Genomic DNA, 18,546 nt, shown 5'->3' with positions numbered 1-18,546 from the left:
TTTGTCATCTCTTTACCGTGATTCTCGGTTGTACTATATTCTTGGAGCCAATAGCCTATCAGCGATTGGCTCTGGGATTACGATGATTACAATTTCGTGGCTGCTTGTAACGGCGCCTGGTGGCAATACAATGTTTGGTTATATTTCGATTATGGCTACACTTGTTATGTTTTTGTGTACACCGTTTATCGGACATTGTATTGATCGCTTTTCTCGTAAAACGTTACTTTTAGTGAATGAAGCCATTGGAGCAATCGCAGTCTTTGTTATGGTATATTGGGGATTTACAGGTCACTCCTATGAAACAATCCATTACATTGTGCTGTATATAGCAGGTTCGTTTTATTATCTAGTATTTTATCCGAATATTTTCGCATTTAACCAAGAAGTGTTTGCGCCAGAGCATTATAAATCACTTAGTGGTACGATGGAAATACAGGGACAATTGACACAAGTTATCGCTGGTGCCGTTGCTAGTTATATGATTTCAATTGTTGATGTCAAATGGATCCTGTTTATTAACATGTTAGCATATGTAGGAGCATTTATTTTATTATCGTTTATTCCGTATACAAAACAGAGAACAAAAGTGGGGAAACAACCATTCGTAAAACAAATTTTTGAGGGTGTTCATTTTATGAAGCAAAGAAAGCGATTATTTTGGTTTTTATTTGCGACATATATGCCGTTTATCGGTGTGATGATGACAAATTATTTAATGCCTGTATACATTTCAGACGTATTAAAGGCAAATGGATCAGTATATGGAACAGAAGGAATGATGTACGGAATTGGTGCGATGCTTGCGGGAATTGGCATTCCAATTCTTATGAAATATGTAAAAACAGAAGTATCTATTGTATTCACAATGCTCATATATACAATTTCAATTATCGTAATGATCATACAACCATCCGTTTACTTGGTATACGGCCTTGCTATTTTTAAGGCGATGGGAAATGCCGGCACACGTGTTGCACGAAGTGTGCTTATGATGGAAGAGGTTCCAAATGAAATAATTGGGCGTGTTGATAGTCTATTTCGATTTGTTGGTACAGGTGTACGAGTTATTCTTCTTATTGCCTTTACAACGTTTGTGTCTCAAATCGGCGTTATGGTTCCGTTTTATGCACTGAGCATATTATTAATTGGTGCAACGTGTATTGGGATTTCATATGTGAAAATGCAGCAGAAAGAACGAATTCACATTACCAATAAAACGGTTGTATAGTAACGAATCTAATACACATCCTATAAATATAACATTTAAAAAAGGTGTGAAAAGATATGGGAAAAACAAAGGCATTAGGTTCAGCAAAGCATAAAGGCAATCAAACGCAAGATCATACTTCTTCAAAGAAAGCACGCAATGCTCAAAATGCAGGACAGCGTCAAGGATAGGGAACGTAGCGAGGATTGTCTCCTCGCTATTTTTTTGAATTTTAAATAGAAATAGGTAAATTACTTCTGTATGATCTCTTTCTTTTATATAATATAAAAAAGGGAGAGAATTGCTATATGAATAAATGGTTATTATTACTGTTGTTATTGCCGCCAGTATACGTTGTGTATATTACGTATCGTATGAAGAAAATTGCTAATGAGAAAGTTAGTCATACAGCACCGCATGTTTTAATTTTAGGTGCAAAATTAATTGGCGATAAACCATCGTTATCACTACAAAACCGATTAGATGTAGCGTTAGGCTATTTACATTCGCATCCAAAAGTAAAAGTAGTTGTGTCTGGTGGGCAAGGAGACGATGAAGATATTTCAGAGGCTCTTAGTATGAGTCGATATTTAATGGGAAACGGTATTGGAAAAGAAAGAATTTTACTTGAAGATCGTTCTACAAGTACATATGAAAATCTAAAGTTTTCTAAGGAGCTATATGATGTGAAGCATGCGGTTGTAGTAAGTAACACGTATCATTTATACCGGACGAAAATCATCGCAGACCGCTTAGGTATGAAGATGGAAGCACTTGCTGCACCAACGCCAAAGTATTCGCGAAAAAAGGCATATATACGTGAGTATGCGGCAATCATAAAGACAATTTTAAAAGATTATTAGAGCTCAAGATAGAGCTCTTTTTATTTTGAAAAGACAAATCATTTGAAAATAGCTCAAACTTCCTTGAAAATAGAGGAAAGAATGAAAAAGGAGTTGTGTATGTGATTCGATTTGAACACGTTTCAAAAACGTTTGATGATAAAACAAAGGCTGTAGATTCCTTGCAGCTAGAGATCCGTAAAGGAGAATTTTTTGTTTTAATTGGCCCGAGTGGATGTGGAAAGACAACGACGATGAAAATGATTAATAGATTAATTGAAACAACAGAAGGTTCAATTTTTATTGATGGGAAGAACATCCGGGATTATAACATTCATGAATTACGATGGAACATTGGGTATGTTTTGCAACAAATTGCGCTTTTTCCGCATATGACAATTGCAGAAAACATTGCGGTTGTACCAGAAATGCGCAAATGGAGTAAAGTAAAAATCGAAAAGCGTGTTGATGAGTTATTAGAAATGGTTGGTTTAGATCCACATATATATAGGGAACGTATGCCAGATGAATTATCTGGTGGTCAAAAGCAGCGCGTTGGTGTTGTGCGGGCACTTGCTGCCAATCCGAAAATTGTTTTAATGGATGAACCGTTTAGTGCGCTTGACCCTTTAAGCCGTGAGCAGCTGCAGCGTGATTTAGTAGACTTGCAAAAAAAGATTCAAAAAACAATTGTTTTCGTAACTCATGATATGCAAGAAGCGCTAGCGCTTGGTGATCGTATTTGTATAATGAAAGATGGAAAAGTTGTCCAACTTGATACGCCAGAAGTCATTTTACAAAATCCTGCAAATACATTTGTAGAAGAGTTTATTGGGAGACCACGATTATCTTGGTATGATCATAGAAAAGTAGAAGATATAGTATCAATATTAACGAAAGAAGGAAAACAAGGTGATGGTCATCCACTTTCGACTGAAGTGGCCCTGCATGATGCTTTGCTTCGTTTAGAACATGAAAAAGAAATACCTATCGTAAAAAACGGTACATATATCGGTACATTAACAAGCCAACATATCGTTCAATACATAGTAGAGCAAATGAAAGTGAGGGCATAGACAGTGACAACCTTTTTACAAACAATGAAAGAGCGTAAACAAGAACTGTTAACTGCCCTTTTGGAACATTTGCAAATTTCGTTGATTGCGTTATTTTTTGCTATTTTTATCGCAGTTCCGCTTGGAATTTTGTTAACAAGAAAAGAGCGTATTGCTGAATGGGTAATTGGTACTTCTGCTGTGATGCAAACGATTCCTTCTTTGGCACTACTTGGGTTATTAATTCCGTTAGTTGGTATTGGGAAGGTCCCAGCTATAATTGCCCTTGTGATTTATGCACTGCTTCCTATTTTAAGAAATACATACACAGGGATTCGTGAATTAGATTCGTCGCTTATTGAGGCAGCAAAAGCGATGGGGATGAACAATTGGAGACGTTTATGGAAGGTAGAAATACCACTTGCTTGGCCTATTATTATGGCAGGGATTCGAACAGCAATGGTACTAATAGTTGGTACAGCGACTTTAGCTGCTTTAATTGGGGCAGGAGGGTTAGGGAAGCTTATTCTGCTTGGGATTGATCGAAATGACCATGCTCTGATTTTGTTAGGCGCAATTCCAGCTGCATTATTAGCATTATTTTTTGATGGTGTGCTGCGCATGACCTTGCATGTAAGACGTTCACCAAGGCGAACAATTGTTACAATTGCCGTTGTAGTCGGAATCATCATCGCACCATTTCTTTGGAGTACACAAAAGAAAGATATTATAATTGCTGGTAAGCTTGGTTCGGAACCGGAAATTTTAATTCAAATGTATAAACAATTAATCGAACAGGATACAGATTTAAATGTGGAGGTAAAACCAGGATTCGGAAAAACATCTTTTGTATTTGAAGCGTTAAAATCTAAAGAAATTGATATTTATCCAGAATTTTCAGGAACGGCTTTATCGACTTTCGTAAAAGAAGCACCCAAAAGTACAGATCGTCAAGAAGTATATGAGCAGGCCCGAAATGGGATGGAACAAAAATTTAATATGAAGCTATTAAAGCCAATGCAATATAATAACACGTACGCATTAGCAGTACCAAAACAAATAGCGATGCAGTATAACATCAAGACAATTTCTGATTTGAAAAATGTTTCTTCTCATATGAAAGCTGGATTTACACTTGAATTTGCAGATCGTGAAGATGGATATAAAGGAATACAAACACTTTATAATATACAGTTTCCTAATTTAAAGACAATGGAACCGAAGTTGCGATATAGTGCCATTCAATCTGGTGATGTGAATCTCATTGATGCCTATTCAACAGATAGTGAATTACAGCAATACGGCCTGCAAGTGCTAGAAGATGATAAAGGGCTGTTTCCACCATATCAAGGAGCACCATTAGTACGTGAAGAAACGTTAAAGAAATATCCCGAAATTGAAAAGTCATTAAATAAACTTGCGGGGAAAATTACTGACGAAGAAATGCGTAAAATGAATTATGAAGTGAACGTAGGAGGGAAAGTCGCAGAGAATGTAGCAAGAGAATTTTTACAAAAAGAAGGATTATTGAAATGGGATTAATTTACAAATTCATAAAAAAAGTCGTTTATGATAAGAATAAGCGACTTTTTTTATGCATACTTATACTTTTTTTCGAAAAAGTATTCCATTTTTGCTCGTTTTCTTTTAGAATAAGTAATGTTTTTCTGAAAGAATATAAAGTGAAACAGTTCGTTATTTTCGAGGTACGTATTTTATATATAAATAACTCACAATATGAATGCCTGGTAGAACGGAATGAGCACATCAAGAAATTGCAGACGGGGTGATACCAATAGAAAAGAAACTAGGATTTTTTCCATTAATCGCACTTGTAGTAGGAACAATGGTTGGAGGCGGTGTATTTAGTTTACCGCACGATTTAGCAGCAGGGGCAAACAGCGGTGCTATTTTAATTGGTTGGTGTATTACAGGACTAGGAATGATTCCGCTTACTCTCGTATATCAATCGTTGGCATATCGAAAGCCTGAACTTGAGGGGGGTATTTATAGCTACGCACGCGCTGGATTTGGGGAATATATTGGATTTAACAGTGCATGGGGATATTGGATTGCTGGAATATTAGGCAACGTTGCAACAATTATGATGTTATTTAATTCATTAGCATACTTTTTCCCAATTTTTAAAGGCGGTAATAATGTCCCGGCTATCATCGGTGCATCACTTGTATTGTGGACGCTTCATTTTCTTATTTTACTTGGAATTCGTGAAGCCTCTATTATGAATTTTATCGCGACAATTGGTAAGTTTGTTCCAATTCTTCTATTTATTGTAATTATGATTGCGGCGTTTCGTTGGGATACATTTACGCATGATTTTTGGGGAAAAGGTACGGTCTCATTATCTTCTGTATTTGGACAAGTGAAGAACACGATGCTTGTTACGCTTTGGGTATTTATTGGCGTAGAAGGAGCCGTCGTATTATCAGGACGAGCAAAGCGTAGTCGTGATGTTGGAAAAGCAACTGTATTTGGTTTACTGTTAGTAATGAGTGTTTATATACTAATTTCTGTTTTATCGCTAGGAGCGATGCCACGAGAGGAATTAGCGGCACTTGAAACGCCGTCAATGGGACATGTATTAGAACATGTCGTTGGTTCATGGGGGGCGTATATTATTAACTTAGGGTTAATCGTCTCGCTTATTGGTACCTTAATTGGTTGGTTCTTACTTGTTTCGGAAATTTCTCACGTTGCTGGAAAAGACGGTGTGTTTCCGAAGGTATTTACGAAAACGAACAAAAATCATACACCACATATGGCATTATGGATTTCAAACTGTGTTGCCCAAACATTATTTATTATTGTGTTATTTTCAGAATCAACATATCAGATCATGTATTTTATTGCATCAACATCAATTTTACTCCCATATGTATTTTCAGCACTATATCAGTTAAAGCTAGTGATTACAAAAGCATATGAAGGAAACAGATGGAAAGATGGGATACTTGCTCTTATGGCAGCTACATATGGTGTTTGGCTTGTGTATGCAGCTGGATTGAAAAATTTATTGCTTGTTTCTTTGGTATATGGTATCGGTCTTATCGTTTATGTCGCTGCAAGAAAAGAGCAAGGAAATCGCTGCTTTACTCGCGTTGAGCAGTATGTAATGGTTATTATCTTATTTGCAGCCGCTACTTCTATTTATATGTTAGTTTCAGGAAAGATCGGAATGTAAAGATATTAATATATAAAAGGATTTATGCATGAGTGTGGGCATAGATCCTTTTTTAATGAGGGAAAAATTATTTGGCGTGTTAATTTACAAAGTATTAGCAGGGATTTCTAGTAATGAGCAGAATATATAGATTGAAAAGGTATGTAGGAGGGGATTGTTATGGAAGAAAAGGAAAAATTAGCGCGAATTGTAGAGCTAGCAATAGACGTCCGAAAATTACTAGTGCAAGAATCGTTCTTTAACCGACATCCCGAACTACGTGGAGCGGTAGAAAATTTAGCATGTTCTGTAGAAGTTTTAGCTAATATGCAAATACATGAAGATAAGAATGTAGAAGATACGTTACGTTATGTCCTAACAAAAATGAAGATTGCTCACAACGCAATTTCTCAAGAAAAAGAAGGCTTTCATTCAACCTGACAATAAGTGTCAGGTTTTTTTGTTTCTAGTTTGCTTTTATTCTTCATACAATGATAAAAGCATCGGAAAAAGAAGGTGAGCAAGATGAAATTAGAGAAACCTCTTCATCCAAGCTTTGTAAAGAGATTACAGCATATGCGTTTTGTCGGGAAATTCGCAAAAGAGCAGAAGAAAGAATCCTTTTTTGTCGTTTGTCTTTCACCAATCCCTAACATAATTGAGGCAGCTTTTGGAGAAGGTTGTTATATCTTTGAGGGTTTATATAAAAACAAACAAAATGAAAAGTTTTTTGCGAGTATAAAAGAAGGAAACAGAGAAAAACAATTGTTGTTATTCCGACTCTCTTATACAGGTGGCAATTTATATGCAGAACTAATACGTTGTGAAGAAAGGGATATAGCAAATTCCTATAAAATGATTCCTTCGCCTAAACTATCAGTCTTAAAGGAAAGAGAAGTGTTTGAAAGAAGGCTTGGGAAAGGATATGTTTCATTTTTGATACCAAAATTCCCGTATGATTTTGGTGTACCAGAGTTGTTATGGTATGAAGGACGGATATATGGAAATGTATCTTTAAAATCTTCTATAAGTGCCATTACATATCGAGAACAGAGAAGAGATGTTCGTTACCTTGATATTGATGATTGGATGCAATATGTCGATATGAATGTAGAGAATAGTATATTTTTTGTTCGAACAGAAATATATGAACAATTAGAAAAACAAATAAAAGAGAACGGAAAAGCAATTGAAATTATCGATACAAGCAAACAAGAAAAAGGAAAGGAATGGAATGAACGTGAATATTCTTTTATACAATATGTGAAGCAAATTCTCGCAGAAAAAGAATTATATATTGATGAAAGCGATATTTACAATTTTCATATTTGTGTAAAGACAAACTTTTTAACAATAGTAGGTGGTATGCCTGGGATTGGGAAATCACAGTTTGTGCAAGCTTATGCGGAAGCACTCGGATTAACATTTGGGAAAGAGTTTATTTGGGTTCCAGTCTCACCATCATATCAAGAACCACATGATGTGCTAGGTTATCTCCATTCAAATGGAACTTATATGGAAAGTGAAACAAAACTTATTCGAACATTTTTAGAAGCAGCTGAAAATCCAAATCAATTATATATAATTGCATTTGATGAAATGAACTTATCGTATATTGAACATTGGTTTACTCCTTTTTTATCACTCTTACAGTTAGAGAGAAAAAATCGTATTTTATCTTTGTATGCAGCGGATAACGGAAAAGAACAGGATGTGCCATCACAAATAGAAATTGGTGATAATGTCATTTTTGTTGGAACAGTTAATTTTGATGAAACAACAAAAGAGCTATCCGATCGTTTATTAGATCGTGTAAATGTTGTATCCCTTCAAAAAATCCCATTTTGTGAGATGAGTATGATTGAGAAAAAAGGGCTGAAACTTCCGTTTGCATTTTCTGTTTCAGCACTAGAATTTCGAATGAACTGGGTTCACCACAAGGCAATGCTTAATGTGTTTACAGAAGAAGAATTGGAATTATTAGATAAAATGCATCAGTTATTATTTCTTCACGATGCGTCAAAAGGAATTTCTTTTCGCGTTGCGTCAGCAATCGCTAATTATTTACAAAATATCCCGTGTGATGAGGAGGAAACTTTATTAATAAGCCGTGAAGAAGCATTTGACTTACAAATAAAACAACGTATTTTAACAAAGTTACGTGGTACAGAAGCTACAATAGGTGTATTACTTCGTGAAGAGGGGAAAAAAGAAGTATCTCTTGTACAATTATTACAATCATCACTTGCAAATTGTGTATCAACTTTTGAACACTCGCTATTGTATTTGAAACAAAAACGGCGAGAATTGGAGCTATACGGTTATGTTAAATGAAAGCACGTATGAGACAGAAATTATAGAAACAGGAGAGAAGCTTCCGTTTGTATTGAAAGTGATAGTAGGGGCAGAAGAGAAGGGAGAACATATCATATTAAATAAACTTTGCGCTTCACCCACTACGATTTCATCGTGTGTGTACAAAGTACAAGAATTAAAACCTCTTAGGCTACATATACAATCACAATATCCTATAAAGATTACGTTTATTTGGAATAAAGTATATGAAGGACAAAAGCAACATATGGAATGGAAATATGAGCTGCATGAAAAACAACGTACTATTTTACTGTATGAGCATGGAAAAACGGATTATTTATATCCATGGCGTTGTGGTGTATATCATTTTGAAGTGCAGATTGGAGATGAATTGTTTTATGGAGCGTTTCAAATCGTTCCGAAAAATTTTTTTGATGATCAACTAGAATTAATTCAACAATATGTAAAGTCTGTGCTAAATGAGATTATTTTAGATCGAGGATATTATAAAAAGACATTTGTTACATTTGCAGAGATTGAAGACTATTCATATATGCGTATGCTCAGGATGTTGCCGCAAAAAATGAAAAAAGTAAAGCAGTTATACTATGAAGTGCAGCAAAAAGTAAATTTTGAAGATGATTATATATGGGAAATGCGGGAGAGAAAGCAGGGAAGAAAAAGCACTATTATGCGTGAGAAAAAACCGTATGAAAAGTGGTATAATCGACGTTTTAGGGAGAAAAAGCATGATAAAATGAATGGCTATGTAAAATATAAAACGAAATTGTTTTATAATCAGTTATTAGAAATTGATTTATTTTTGCACGAAACGATTCAGAAATTAGAAAGGGCGCAGCAAACGCGAAGAAATGAGAAAAAAGCAGTGCATACTATTTTACAAACGATTGAGCGAAATGGTTCTGTGACGGAGCGAGACAAACAGAAATATCGTAACATTCACTTGTTAAAAGACACAGACTTACGCAAAATTGCTATGAAAATTCAAGAATATAAGGTTCTTTATATAGTTTTGCAAAGTACACTAACGTATTTTTCAAGCCTCTTACATACACCGTTTTGGAGAGAAGTTCGGGAAGAAACTACACTTACAACACATTCGCTGTCTCCTGTATACTATCAATTATTACATCAGCTTGAATTTTCATCGCATCGTAATGAATTAGAACCATCATTTTTATTTGTTTATAAACCGACATTTTTAATTTATGAGTATTATGCGTACTTTACTGTTGTGGCAATTTTACAAGAACTTGGTTTTAATGATTACATGTCAATTGCAGAGCAAATTCAATCGTATTTTTATTTAGATGGTTTACAGGATGGCACGACTATTATATTGGAAGACGAAGATTTGCAGCTGCATGTAGTATTTAATGATTTAATTGAAACGCATCCCCTTATTGCGCTCAGTAAACAAAGTCATTTTTATAATGGAGAGGATACAAAAAAACCGGATATTCGTATTGATTGCTATAAACGAGGGGAAACTTCCTATGAATATCAATCATCTATTATAGTTGAAGTGAAATATAGCCCGATGTATAACATTTTTCAGCCAGTTGGAAATACGAAAGCAACCGAGCAGATGTATAAATATTGGTCAATTAAATATGTAGAAGAGCAGAATGGAAAACGGTTATTTCACCGCCGTGCAATTTATGAAGTTATATGTGTATATCCAGGTAGTAATATGCATGCAAAAAAAATTGAAACAGGTTGTGGTGTATTTTTACAATTGTATCCGTATAAAACAAAAAAAGGTGAAGAGAGATTAGCGGGAAAAAAAGAACTGGTAAATATTTTTCAGTATTGGTTAACAGGGATTAAGAAATAACGTTTCACTTTATCTAGCATTAACATGTAGTAATACCTAGCAAGAAGTGGGGATAAATGCGCGCTCTCCATCAGTGAGGAATTAAGAAAATCCAAACTGATGGAAGTTTCATATTTTTCTTCTATTGGTTAGTTTTTTAGGTTTTAAGATGAAGGAAACATTTCCTGAACGAAAAATTTTTGTATATATAGTTATGTTTTGAGATTTTTTGTATAAACACACAAGTAATACAGGAATCTTGATTTATGTATAGAAATTATAAATGGAAAAATAGTTTTTCTTGCATAGCAAGTTTCCTTTTTATATGATAGATGTTGAAAGCGCTAACAAAAGTAAAGGGTGAAAGGAAAGGCGGGGGAATATGTTCCAACGTGTTCAAACAAAGGAAGAACATTTTTGGTTCGAACAATTATGGGGAGATTTTTGTGAAGAACGAAACATAATGTTTATAGAACGAAATTTAACACCTTCAAGATTTTTATTAATAGAAGATAATCATTATATCGGAACTGTTGAATGCACATTTTATACAACACCTGAACAATCAAATTCCGAGTTTTTTTATCTGTTTTCTGAAAATGAATATATAAAAGGATTAAAAAACGTATACGAAATTGGAAAGTTAAGTATTGCAAAAACATCTCGCGGTCGTGGACAATTTAAGCAACTTGCGACGATTTTATTTATACATGCATTAGAAGTAAAAGCAGAGTGGTATATTGCAGTTGTAACAAAGCGTATGTATATGTACTTACGTTCATTAGGATTCCCGATAGAGCCTATTGATGATGCATTTGCTGTAAATGATCAACTACAAGGTGTACCAGTTCGTATTCATGTTATGAAAGGATTGACACATATGTATTCTTTGAAAGAATTTCGTGATGTCATTCAAGGAAATGCATATGCACAAGCCTTAATTAAAGAAAACAGTAAAAATGTTATGTTAACAAGGTGATTATTGTCACAAAATTGCACCATTTCATGTGATTATCATCACATCTCTCAATAACGATTTGTACTACGCTTACATTATAAAAATCGCTAGAGAGGGGATGGGAATGATGTTTTGTCATCAATGTGAACAAACGCCTATTGGAGGATGTAAAATTATCGGAGTTTGTGGAAAAGATGAAATTATAGCAAGTTTACAAGATATTATCGTCTTTGCTTTAAAAGGAATTGCTGCATATCGTACCCATGCAGCACAGCTTGGATACACAGACCCATTTGTAGATGCAGTAACGCATGAAGCGTTATATATGACGTTAACAAATTCAAACTTTAATGAGCAAGAACACTTAGATATGGCAATGAAAGTCGGGAAAGCCGCGATTCGCGTGATGGAATTACTTGATAAGGCACATACGGATCATTTCGGAGTGCCAGGACCAGTACAAATTACACAAAATCGCGCTTATGGAAAAGCAATAGTTGTTACAGGACATAATTTATTTGCGCTAGAAGAGTTATTAAAGCAAACTGAAGGAACAGGTATCAATATTTATACACATTCTGAAATGTTGCCTGCACATGGTTATCCGCAGTTGAAAAAATATGTGCATTTAAAAGGGAATATCGGAAAGGCTTGGTATGATCAGCGCCGCTTATTTGAAAAATTTTCAGGAGCTATATTAGCGACGACAAATTGTGTGATGCCAATTAAAGGGACATATGCAAATCGTTTCTTTTCCTATGATGTTGCAGGATTAGAGGGAGTGCGTAAAATTGAAAATAATGATTTTACATCGCTTATTGAAACGGCGTTGGAACTTCCAGATGTCCAAATGGAATCAGAAGAACAGTTAACAACGGGATTTCATCATGAAACCGTATTATCGCTTGCACCAGAAATTATTGATGCGGTGAAAGCTGGTAAAATCCAACGTTTCTTCGTTATTGCTGGTTGTGATGCACCTGGAAAAGGCGGAGAATATTATCGGGAATTAGCAACATCCTTACCACCAGAAACAGTTATTTTAACGACATCTTGCGGGAAATTCCGCTTTAATGATGTAGATTATGGCGTTGTGCCAGGAACGAATATACCGCGTTATATTGATCTCGGGCAATGTAATAATTCGATTTCAACAGTAAAAATTGCAGCCGCTTTAGCGGAAGCATTTCAATGTGAAGTGAATGAACTACCAGTCAGCATTGTATTATCTTGGTTTGAGCAAAAGGCTGTAGCTATTTTACTCGGATTATTTAGCCTCGGTATTCAAGATATTCGTATCGGTCCGAAAGCACCAGAGTTTATATCACCAAGTGTACTACAAGTGTTACAAGACGCATTTCGTTTACAACTCATTACAACAGCAGAAGAAGATATGAAAGCGATGTTATCATAATAAAAAAGGTGATGTTTATCGAACATCACCTTTTTTATTACATATATTAAAATCCAAAAATACTTAAAATCATTTTACGGCGCTTAGGCTTTTCTTCTTGTTTTGCCGCTGCCACTTCTGGTGTAATATAGATAGATTCTTTTCGTTTAAGTGCTGTTTCTAATTGGTCAATTTTTGCGTGCATTTCTTCCATTTCATTACGGTGCTGTAACAACTGATAACTTACGACATCATCTGCTTTGTCTTGTAATTTTTCTTCTAGCCGATCTAAGCGTATGGAAATGTGTTTTAATTCTTTTATAAATTGTTGCATTTCATTTGACGGTGCTGCTTCAGCAGCATGATAGGAAGATAGTTCATGATTATGACTTGGTACAGAACGTTGAAAATCAAGCATTTGTTGTAAATCTTTTTCATCAAAAACATAGTGGCCAAATTTATTCTTTTTTAACTCTAATCCGATTTGCTGTGCAAGACGGATAACAGCTTTTGGACTAATACCTAATGTTTTGGCAATCATCGGCGTTTTATACTCCACAATAACCCCTCCTATGTCTCGTTAGTTAGAAGGTTTCGTGATAACTCGTTCGTTCCCTGCATGACTGACAAAAGAAGTGAGAAATCGGCAAAGAAAGTGCTTTTTGACAAAAATATTTTTTTAGGAAAAAAACATCGCGAAAATGAAAAAAAGTTGTCTAATTCCAGTTGTTTCTCTTATTTGACGGAGAGTATAAGTTTCGTTATCATAAACGTAAATATCTTTTTTGTGTAAGCATATAATGTATAAAAGGGAATTACTAGTGTAGAAACTTGTAAGATTGTTAGAGAAGTTGTTTTTAGAATAAAATAATTAGGAGGTGGCTTCCTTACTTACAAAGTGGGTAAGGAAATGTATTTGGACATATTTAGTATAAGTATGGTGATTGTTTTAATTGCCTTAACTGCTTTCTTCGTTGCTTCTGAATTTGCAATTGTCAAAGTAAGAAGCTCGCGTATCGATTATTTAATTGCAGAAGGAAACAAACGCGCAATTGCTGCGAAAACAGTCATTACAAACTTAGACGAGTATTTATCAGCATGTCAGTTAGGGATTACAGTGACAGCGCTCGGCCTTGGATGGTTAGGAGAACCGACAGTGAAACGTATGCTGGAGCCGATTTTTATAAAATTGGAAGTGCCTCCCTCGGTGACATCCATTTTATCTGTTTTACTAGCTTTTATGTTCATTACCTTTCTTCACGTTGTCGTAGGCGAACTAGCTCCGAAAACATTTGCGATTCAGAAGGCGGAAGGGATTAGCTTATCAGTTGCAAGACCGCTTATCTTCTTTTATCGACTTGCATATCCTTTTATTTGGACATTGAATGGTTCAGCGCGTATTGTTACGAGAATGCTAGGTTTAAAGCCAATGCAAAAGCATGAAGCAGCCCATTCAGAAGAAGAGTTACGTATGCTTGTATCAGAAAGTTATAAAAATGGTGAAATTAATCAATCAGAATATAAATATGTGAATAAAATTTTTGAATTTGACGATCGAATTGCGAAAGAAATAATGGTTCCACGTACAGAAATGGTGATTTTAGAGAAAGAGCAATCTGTTATGGAAGCAATGAAGATGATGTCAAATGAGAAATATACGAGATATCCTGTCATTGATGGTGATAAAGATCATGTTATTGGTTTTGTAAACTTTAAAGATATTTTCACAGATTTTGTGAAACATGATGGGACAAATAAAGAAACTGTTGCACAGTATGCCCGTCCGATTATTCAAATTATTGAATCCATTGCTATTCATGATTTATTTGTAAAAATGCAACGGGAACGTACACATATGGCAATTTTAGTGGATGAGTACGGCGGAACGTCAGGACTTGTAACAGTTGAAGATATTCTAGAAGAAATTGTTGGCGACATACAAGATGAATTTGATACGGATGAAAAGCCAGAAATTCAGCGCATTAGCGAAACAAAAACAATTTTAGAAGGAAAAGTACTTGTTAGTGAAGTTAATGCATTGTTAGGACTTTCGATTGACGACGAAGACGTTGATACAATTGGAGGTTGGATTTTAACAGAACATCTTGAAATTGAACAAGGTGAAAGTATTGATATTGAAAATTATAAGTTTCGTATTGTTGAATTAGATGGACATTACATTAAACAAATTGAAGTGACAAAGCAGCTTACAATGCAGTCTATAGAAGTAGTAGAACAACCTGTTTCATTTCAAGAACAAGTCAGTTCATAATTTTACCTTTACGGTGAGGTTTTTTGTTTATCCCGCTATTCGTGGGCAGTAATACTCCCACCTCAAAATTCGGCGTTCAACGTCCTGCGATTCTGAGCGAGCCGTTTCCGCTTTTCTTAAGAAGTTAGGTAGGAGCTGATAATCAGTGGGGGATGAAGCGCCCCACTGATTAAAGTTTCACTTTATCGTAAAAAATAAGCCCATTTAGAGGTCGGGCGTATTTTGTCAATTCATCTCTTGCCTGTAAATTTCATCTTCTACAAAAATATGTTCTTTTTCAACTGCTGTACTATGTGCGAGAACAAGTCCAATCGGTGTATTTGCATCTTTATTTTGTACAATTGTAAACGGCACTTGTTTTTCATTTGCTAATTTAATGTATTTAGATAAATGTGAATAAGCTACAGTACCGTTCACATACAATGTTAATTTTTGTTCAGAACTCATCGTGTTTTTAATTTCTGGATATACGTTGGTTTGCATGACTTGCCCGATCGTTAATGCTATTTCCACACGTTCACGTAATGTGCTTAAAAACATGTTACGTTCTTCAGGTTTATTTTGTTTTTGTCCATAAATGCCTTCTTGAAGATAGTCTTCCACATTTTTATTTGCCATTTTTTTCACACCTTTCCTGTTTCTATTGTATGAAAAAGATGAAAAGGATGCAAAAAAATAATTTCACATACTAAATTGAAAAATTTTATCAACATGAAATAACAAAATGTGACAATAGTGTCTTAACGAAAAATGTTTTTTGTGTTAATATTCAAAATATATAGGGTATTTTTCGTATGGAGATGGAGGGAATGGGGGTTTTTCCGATCGAAAAAGATATTAGTAAAATGTTTTGTACATACTTAGAAAAGAATAATAAGCAATTTGTAGAGAACTGGAAAAACAAAATTATTATTTCAGAAAATGATCCTTTTAAACAAGAAATTTTTGAGAACGGAGAAAAATTGTTTTCATTAATGATTAAACTTATTATGAGTGAAGATGATATTGAGCTCATTAGACCAGTATGCGAAAAAATTGCTATTGAGCGTGCGGGGGCAGACGCAAATATTGGGGATTTTGTCTATAATGCGAATGTAGGACGGAATGAATTATTTGAAGCAATGTGTGAATTAGATGTGAGTGCTCGTGAACTGAAACCAATCATGGGAAAGATACATATTTGTTTTGATCGTTTAATTTATTATACAGTTTTGAAATACTCAGAAATTATATCGGAAAATTTGGAAGAAAAGCAAAAATTCATTAACGAAACACATAAAGAGAGATTGACAATATTAGGGCAAATGTCAGCAAGTTTTGTTCATGAATTTCGTAATCCATTAACATCTATTATGGGATTTGTAAAATTGTTAAAATCTGATCAACCGCATTTACCGTATTTAGATATTATTTCACATGAGCTTGATCAATTAAATTTTAGAATTTCTCAATTTTTACTTGTGTCGAAAAAAGAAATATGGAATGAAGCAGAAAGATTTTGGCTGAATGATTTATTTCATGATATTATCCACTTCTTATATCCGAGTTTAGTAAATGCAAATGTTTCTATTGAGAAAAATTTACCGTATCCAATACCATTTACGGGATATCGAAGTGAAGTTAGGCAAGTATTTTTAAATATTTTAATGAACTCTATTGACGCTCTTGAAGGAATAGAAGAGAGTAAGAGAATTGTTATTGATGTGTGTGAAGACGAAGAATTAATACATATTTTAATTAAAAACAATGGACCAATGATTCCAGCAGAAAATATAGAAACAATATTTGAACCATTTGTAACTACAAAAAAGTTAGGAACTGGAATTGGATTATTTGTTTGTAAACAAATTGTGGAGAAACATAAAGGGTCCCTTACATGTAAGTCAACAGAAGAGTGGACAGAATTTCATATTTCATTTGAAAAAGTAATATAGAATACAGTGGAATGTAGTAGAGTTGTGGGAAACTGCAGCGACTGTATATATAAGGGAAACGTCTTTCCTTTTAAGGGGCGAGATTATCTGGACATACATCGCGCGGTGAATTGTATGCTGGAAAATTAAAATGGATTTATATATTTTTTTAAAGTGCCATACTGTGGTTGTTTGTTAATTTTAAAAAGACACTGTTCTCATTTTGAACGGTGTCTTTTTGTGAAAAGAAATGTTGATATATCAAAATGTGAAGTAGATAAAATGAGTTGATAGTTTTTTATGTTTTGTCACAAATTTAGAATGCCCAGTTACCTTTTCTAAAGATAGGCTCAAGTTTTCCATCTGATGTTTCGCCGTCAATATCGAGGGTGGCAGATCCAATCATAAAATCAACATGAGTAATGCTATCATTTAATCCATTCTCTTGAAGATCTTCTTTGCTCATATTAATACCGCCTTGAATACACATAGGAAGTGCACTGCCTAATGCGAGATGACAAGATGCATTTTCATCAAATAATGTGTTGAAAAAGATAACATTTGTATTAGAAATAGGTGAATCGTGCGGAACGAGCGCAACCTCTCCTAAATGCAGAGCTCCTTCATCTGTTTCCAGTAATTTTTTCAAAGTTTCATAGCCAGTTTCAGCTGAACAATCAATAACTTTTCCTTCACGGAAGGTCAGAGAGAAATTGTTGATTAATGTACCACCGTAATTTAAGGGTTTTGTACTGCTTACTACACCGTTTACCCCTGTTTTTAATGGGACAGTAAATACTTCTTCTGTTGGCATGTTCGGTATAAACGGAGTATGTAATTTATTTTGAAATTGAGCACTTAACCATTTGTGGTTATCTGGAAGTTCGATCGTTAAATCTGTTTTTTCAGATTTATAATGTAGCTTTTTATACTTTCTCTCATTTAAATGATGTGCTTTACTATTTAATAATTGAATATGATTTTTCCATGCCTCTATTGGGGTATCATCAGTTACTCTCGTCATTTGAAAGATCAGATCCCATAATTTATTGACACCTTCTTTAGCACCCAGTTCAGGGAAGATTTGCGAAGCCCATTCGTTGCTTGGGACAGAGATAATTGACCAACTACATTGACTATTAACTCGGTATTCGGTAAGCTCCTTCAAACCAGAGGCATTTGTTTTCATCGCAATTGCAAGTCTTTCTCCATCAATATCTTGAAGAAGAGTAGGGTTAGACGCATCGATATATAAAAAAGCAGCATTGTTTTTCGCTAATTCAACAAGTCCTTTTGCTTTCCAGTGAGGGAATTCCTTCAACCCTTCTAATGGTGAATGCAAGTACTTAATTAGTGTTAATTCTTCATCTGAGTATTCGACATGGACATTTTTTGCTCCAGATTGATAGGCTTGCTTTGATAATTCACGAACTAAGCGAGAAGATGTAATAGGTGCGTGAATTACGAGAGTTTGTCCTTCTTGAATATTAATTCCAACTTGTATAACTAATTGCGCATACTTTTTTAAATTTTCTTCAAAACGATTCATGAGTAACCTCCTAGAAATAT

General features: G+C 34.7%; 15 protein-coding genes. 12 read left to right on the top strand and 3 right to left on the bottom strand.

Going from position 1 to position 18,546, the window contains the following annotated elements:
• The first annotated feature begins 1 nt into the window (after window position 1).
• The 10 genes from PLX19_RS17700 to hcp all read left to right on the top strand — a co-directional run bounded on the left by PLX19_RS17700 (window position 2) and on the right by hcp (window position 12,813).
• Window positions 2–1,231, top strand: a complete 1,230-nt coding sequence (locus PLX19_RS17700) for an MFS transporter (protein WP_272190070.1) — start codon at window positions 2–4, stop codon at window positions 1,229–1,231.
• 287 nt (window positions 1,232–1,518) lie between these two features.
• Window positions 1,519–2,073: a YdcF family protein gene (locus tag PLX19_RS17695; RefSeq protein ID WP_272190069.1), complete on the top strand. Its 555-nt coding sequence runs from the start codon at window positions 1,519–1,521 to the stop codon at window positions 2,071–2,073.
• A gap of 101 nt (window positions 2,074–2,174) precedes the next feature.
• Complete coding sequence (locus PLX19_RS17690; RefSeq protein ID WP_272190068.1) at window positions 2,175–3,128, top strand: ABC transporter ATP-binding protein; 954 nt, start codon at window positions 2,175–2,177, stop codon at window positions 3,126–3,128.
• Between the two features lie 3 nt (window positions 3,129–3,131).
• A complete protein-coding gene (locus PLX19_RS17685; RefSeq protein ID WP_272190067.1) occupies window positions 3,132–4,649 on the top strand; it encodes an ABC transporter permease/substrate-binding protein in 1,518 nt (505 codons plus the stop codon).
• 232 nt (window positions 4,650–4,881) lie between these two features.
• Window positions 4,882–6,309 (top strand): arginine-ornithine antiporter, encoded by a 1,428-nt coding sequence (arcD, locus tag PLX19_RS17680; protein WP_272190093.1) that lies wholly within the window; start codon window positions 4,882–4,884, stop codon window positions 6,307–6,309.
• Between the two features lie 159 nt (window positions 6,310–6,468).
• Window positions 6,469–6,729: a LemA domain protein gene (locus PLX19_RS17675; protein WP_272190066.1), complete on the top strand. Its 261-nt coding sequence runs from the start codon at window positions 6,469–6,471 to the stop codon at window positions 6,727–6,729.
• A gap of 84 nt (window positions 6,730–6,813) precedes the next feature.
• Window positions 6,814–8,622 (top strand): hypothetical protein, encoded by a 1,809-nt coding sequence (locus PLX19_RS17670; RefSeq protein ID WP_272190065.1) that lies wholly within the window; start codon window positions 6,814–6,816, stop codon window positions 8,620–8,622.
• A complete protein-coding gene (locus PLX19_RS17665) occupies window positions 8,612–10,462 on the top strand; it encodes a hypothetical protein (RefSeq protein ID WP_272190064.1) in 1,851 nt (616 codons plus the stop codon). Before PLX19_RS17670 ends, PLX19_RS17665 begins: the two co-directional genes overlap by 11 nt.
• 361 nt (window positions 10,463–10,823) lie before the next feature.
• The gene (locus PLX19_RS17660) at window positions 10,824–11,420 is read left to right on the top strand and encodes a hypothetical protein (RefSeq protein ID WP_272190063.1); all 597 of its coding nucleotides are present in this window, start codon (window positions 10,824–10,826) and stop codon (window positions 11,418–11,420) included.
• Window positions 11,421–11,526: 106 nt separating this feature from the next.
• Complete coding sequence (gene hcp / locus PLX19_RS17655; protein WP_272190092.1) at window positions 11,527–12,813, top strand: hydroxylamine reductase; 1,287 nt, start codon at window positions 11,527–11,529, stop codon at window positions 12,811–12,813.
• 46 nt (window positions 12,814–12,859) lie between these two features.
• Here hcp and PLX19_RS17650 read toward each other — a convergent pair whose 3' ends face one another.
• Complete coding sequence (locus PLX19_RS17650) at window positions 12,860–13,351, bottom strand: chromosome segregation protein (protein WP_272190062.1); 492 nt, start codon at window positions 13,349–13,351, stop codon at window positions 12,860–12,862.
• A 357-nt stretch (window positions 13,352–13,708) separates the two neighbouring features.
• Here PLX19_RS17650 and PLX19_RS17645 point away from each other — a divergent pair, with 357 nt between their 5' ends.
• Window positions 13,709–15,064: a hemolysin family protein gene (locus PLX19_RS17645; RefSeq protein ID WP_272190091.1), complete on the top strand. Its 1,356-nt coding sequence runs from the start codon at window positions 13,709–13,711 to the stop codon at window positions 15,062–15,064.
• A 225-nt stretch (window positions 15,065–15,289) separates the two neighbouring features.
• On the opposite strand, the gene PLX19_RS17640 is transcribed toward PLX19_RS17645, so the two are convergent.
• Window positions 15,290–15,682, bottom strand: coding sequence for a YueI family protein (locus PLX19_RS17640; protein WP_272190061.1), 393 nt, complete (start codon window positions 15,680–15,682; stop codon window positions 15,290–15,292).
• A gap of 176 nt (window positions 15,683–15,858) precedes the next feature.
• On the opposite strand from PLX19_RS17640, the gene PLX19_RS17635 reads away from it, so the two are divergent.
• On the top strand, window positions 15,859–16,998 hold the full coding sequence (locus tag PLX19_RS17635) for a BA2291 family sporulation histidine kinase (protein ID WP_272190060.1): 1,140 nt from the start codon (window positions 15,859–15,861) through the stop codon (window positions 16,996–16,998).
• Window positions 16,999–17,293: 295 nt separating this feature from the next.
• Here PLX19_RS17635 and PLX19_RS17630 read toward each other — a convergent pair whose 3' ends face one another.
• Window positions 17,294–18,526, bottom strand: a complete 1,233-nt coding sequence (locus PLX19_RS17630) for an aminopeptidase (protein ID WP_272190059.1) — start codon at window positions 18,524–18,526, stop codon at window positions 17,294–17,296.
• Window positions 18,527–18,546: the final 20 nt, after the last annotated feature.

Origin of the sequence: Bacillus sp. BP-3, assembly GCF_028401955.1 — a bacterium.
Classification (GTDB): domain Bacteria; phylum Bacillota; class Bacilli; order Bacillales; family Bacillaceae_G; genus Bacillus_A.
This window is presented reverse-complemented; position numbering and strand designations above follow the sequence as displayed.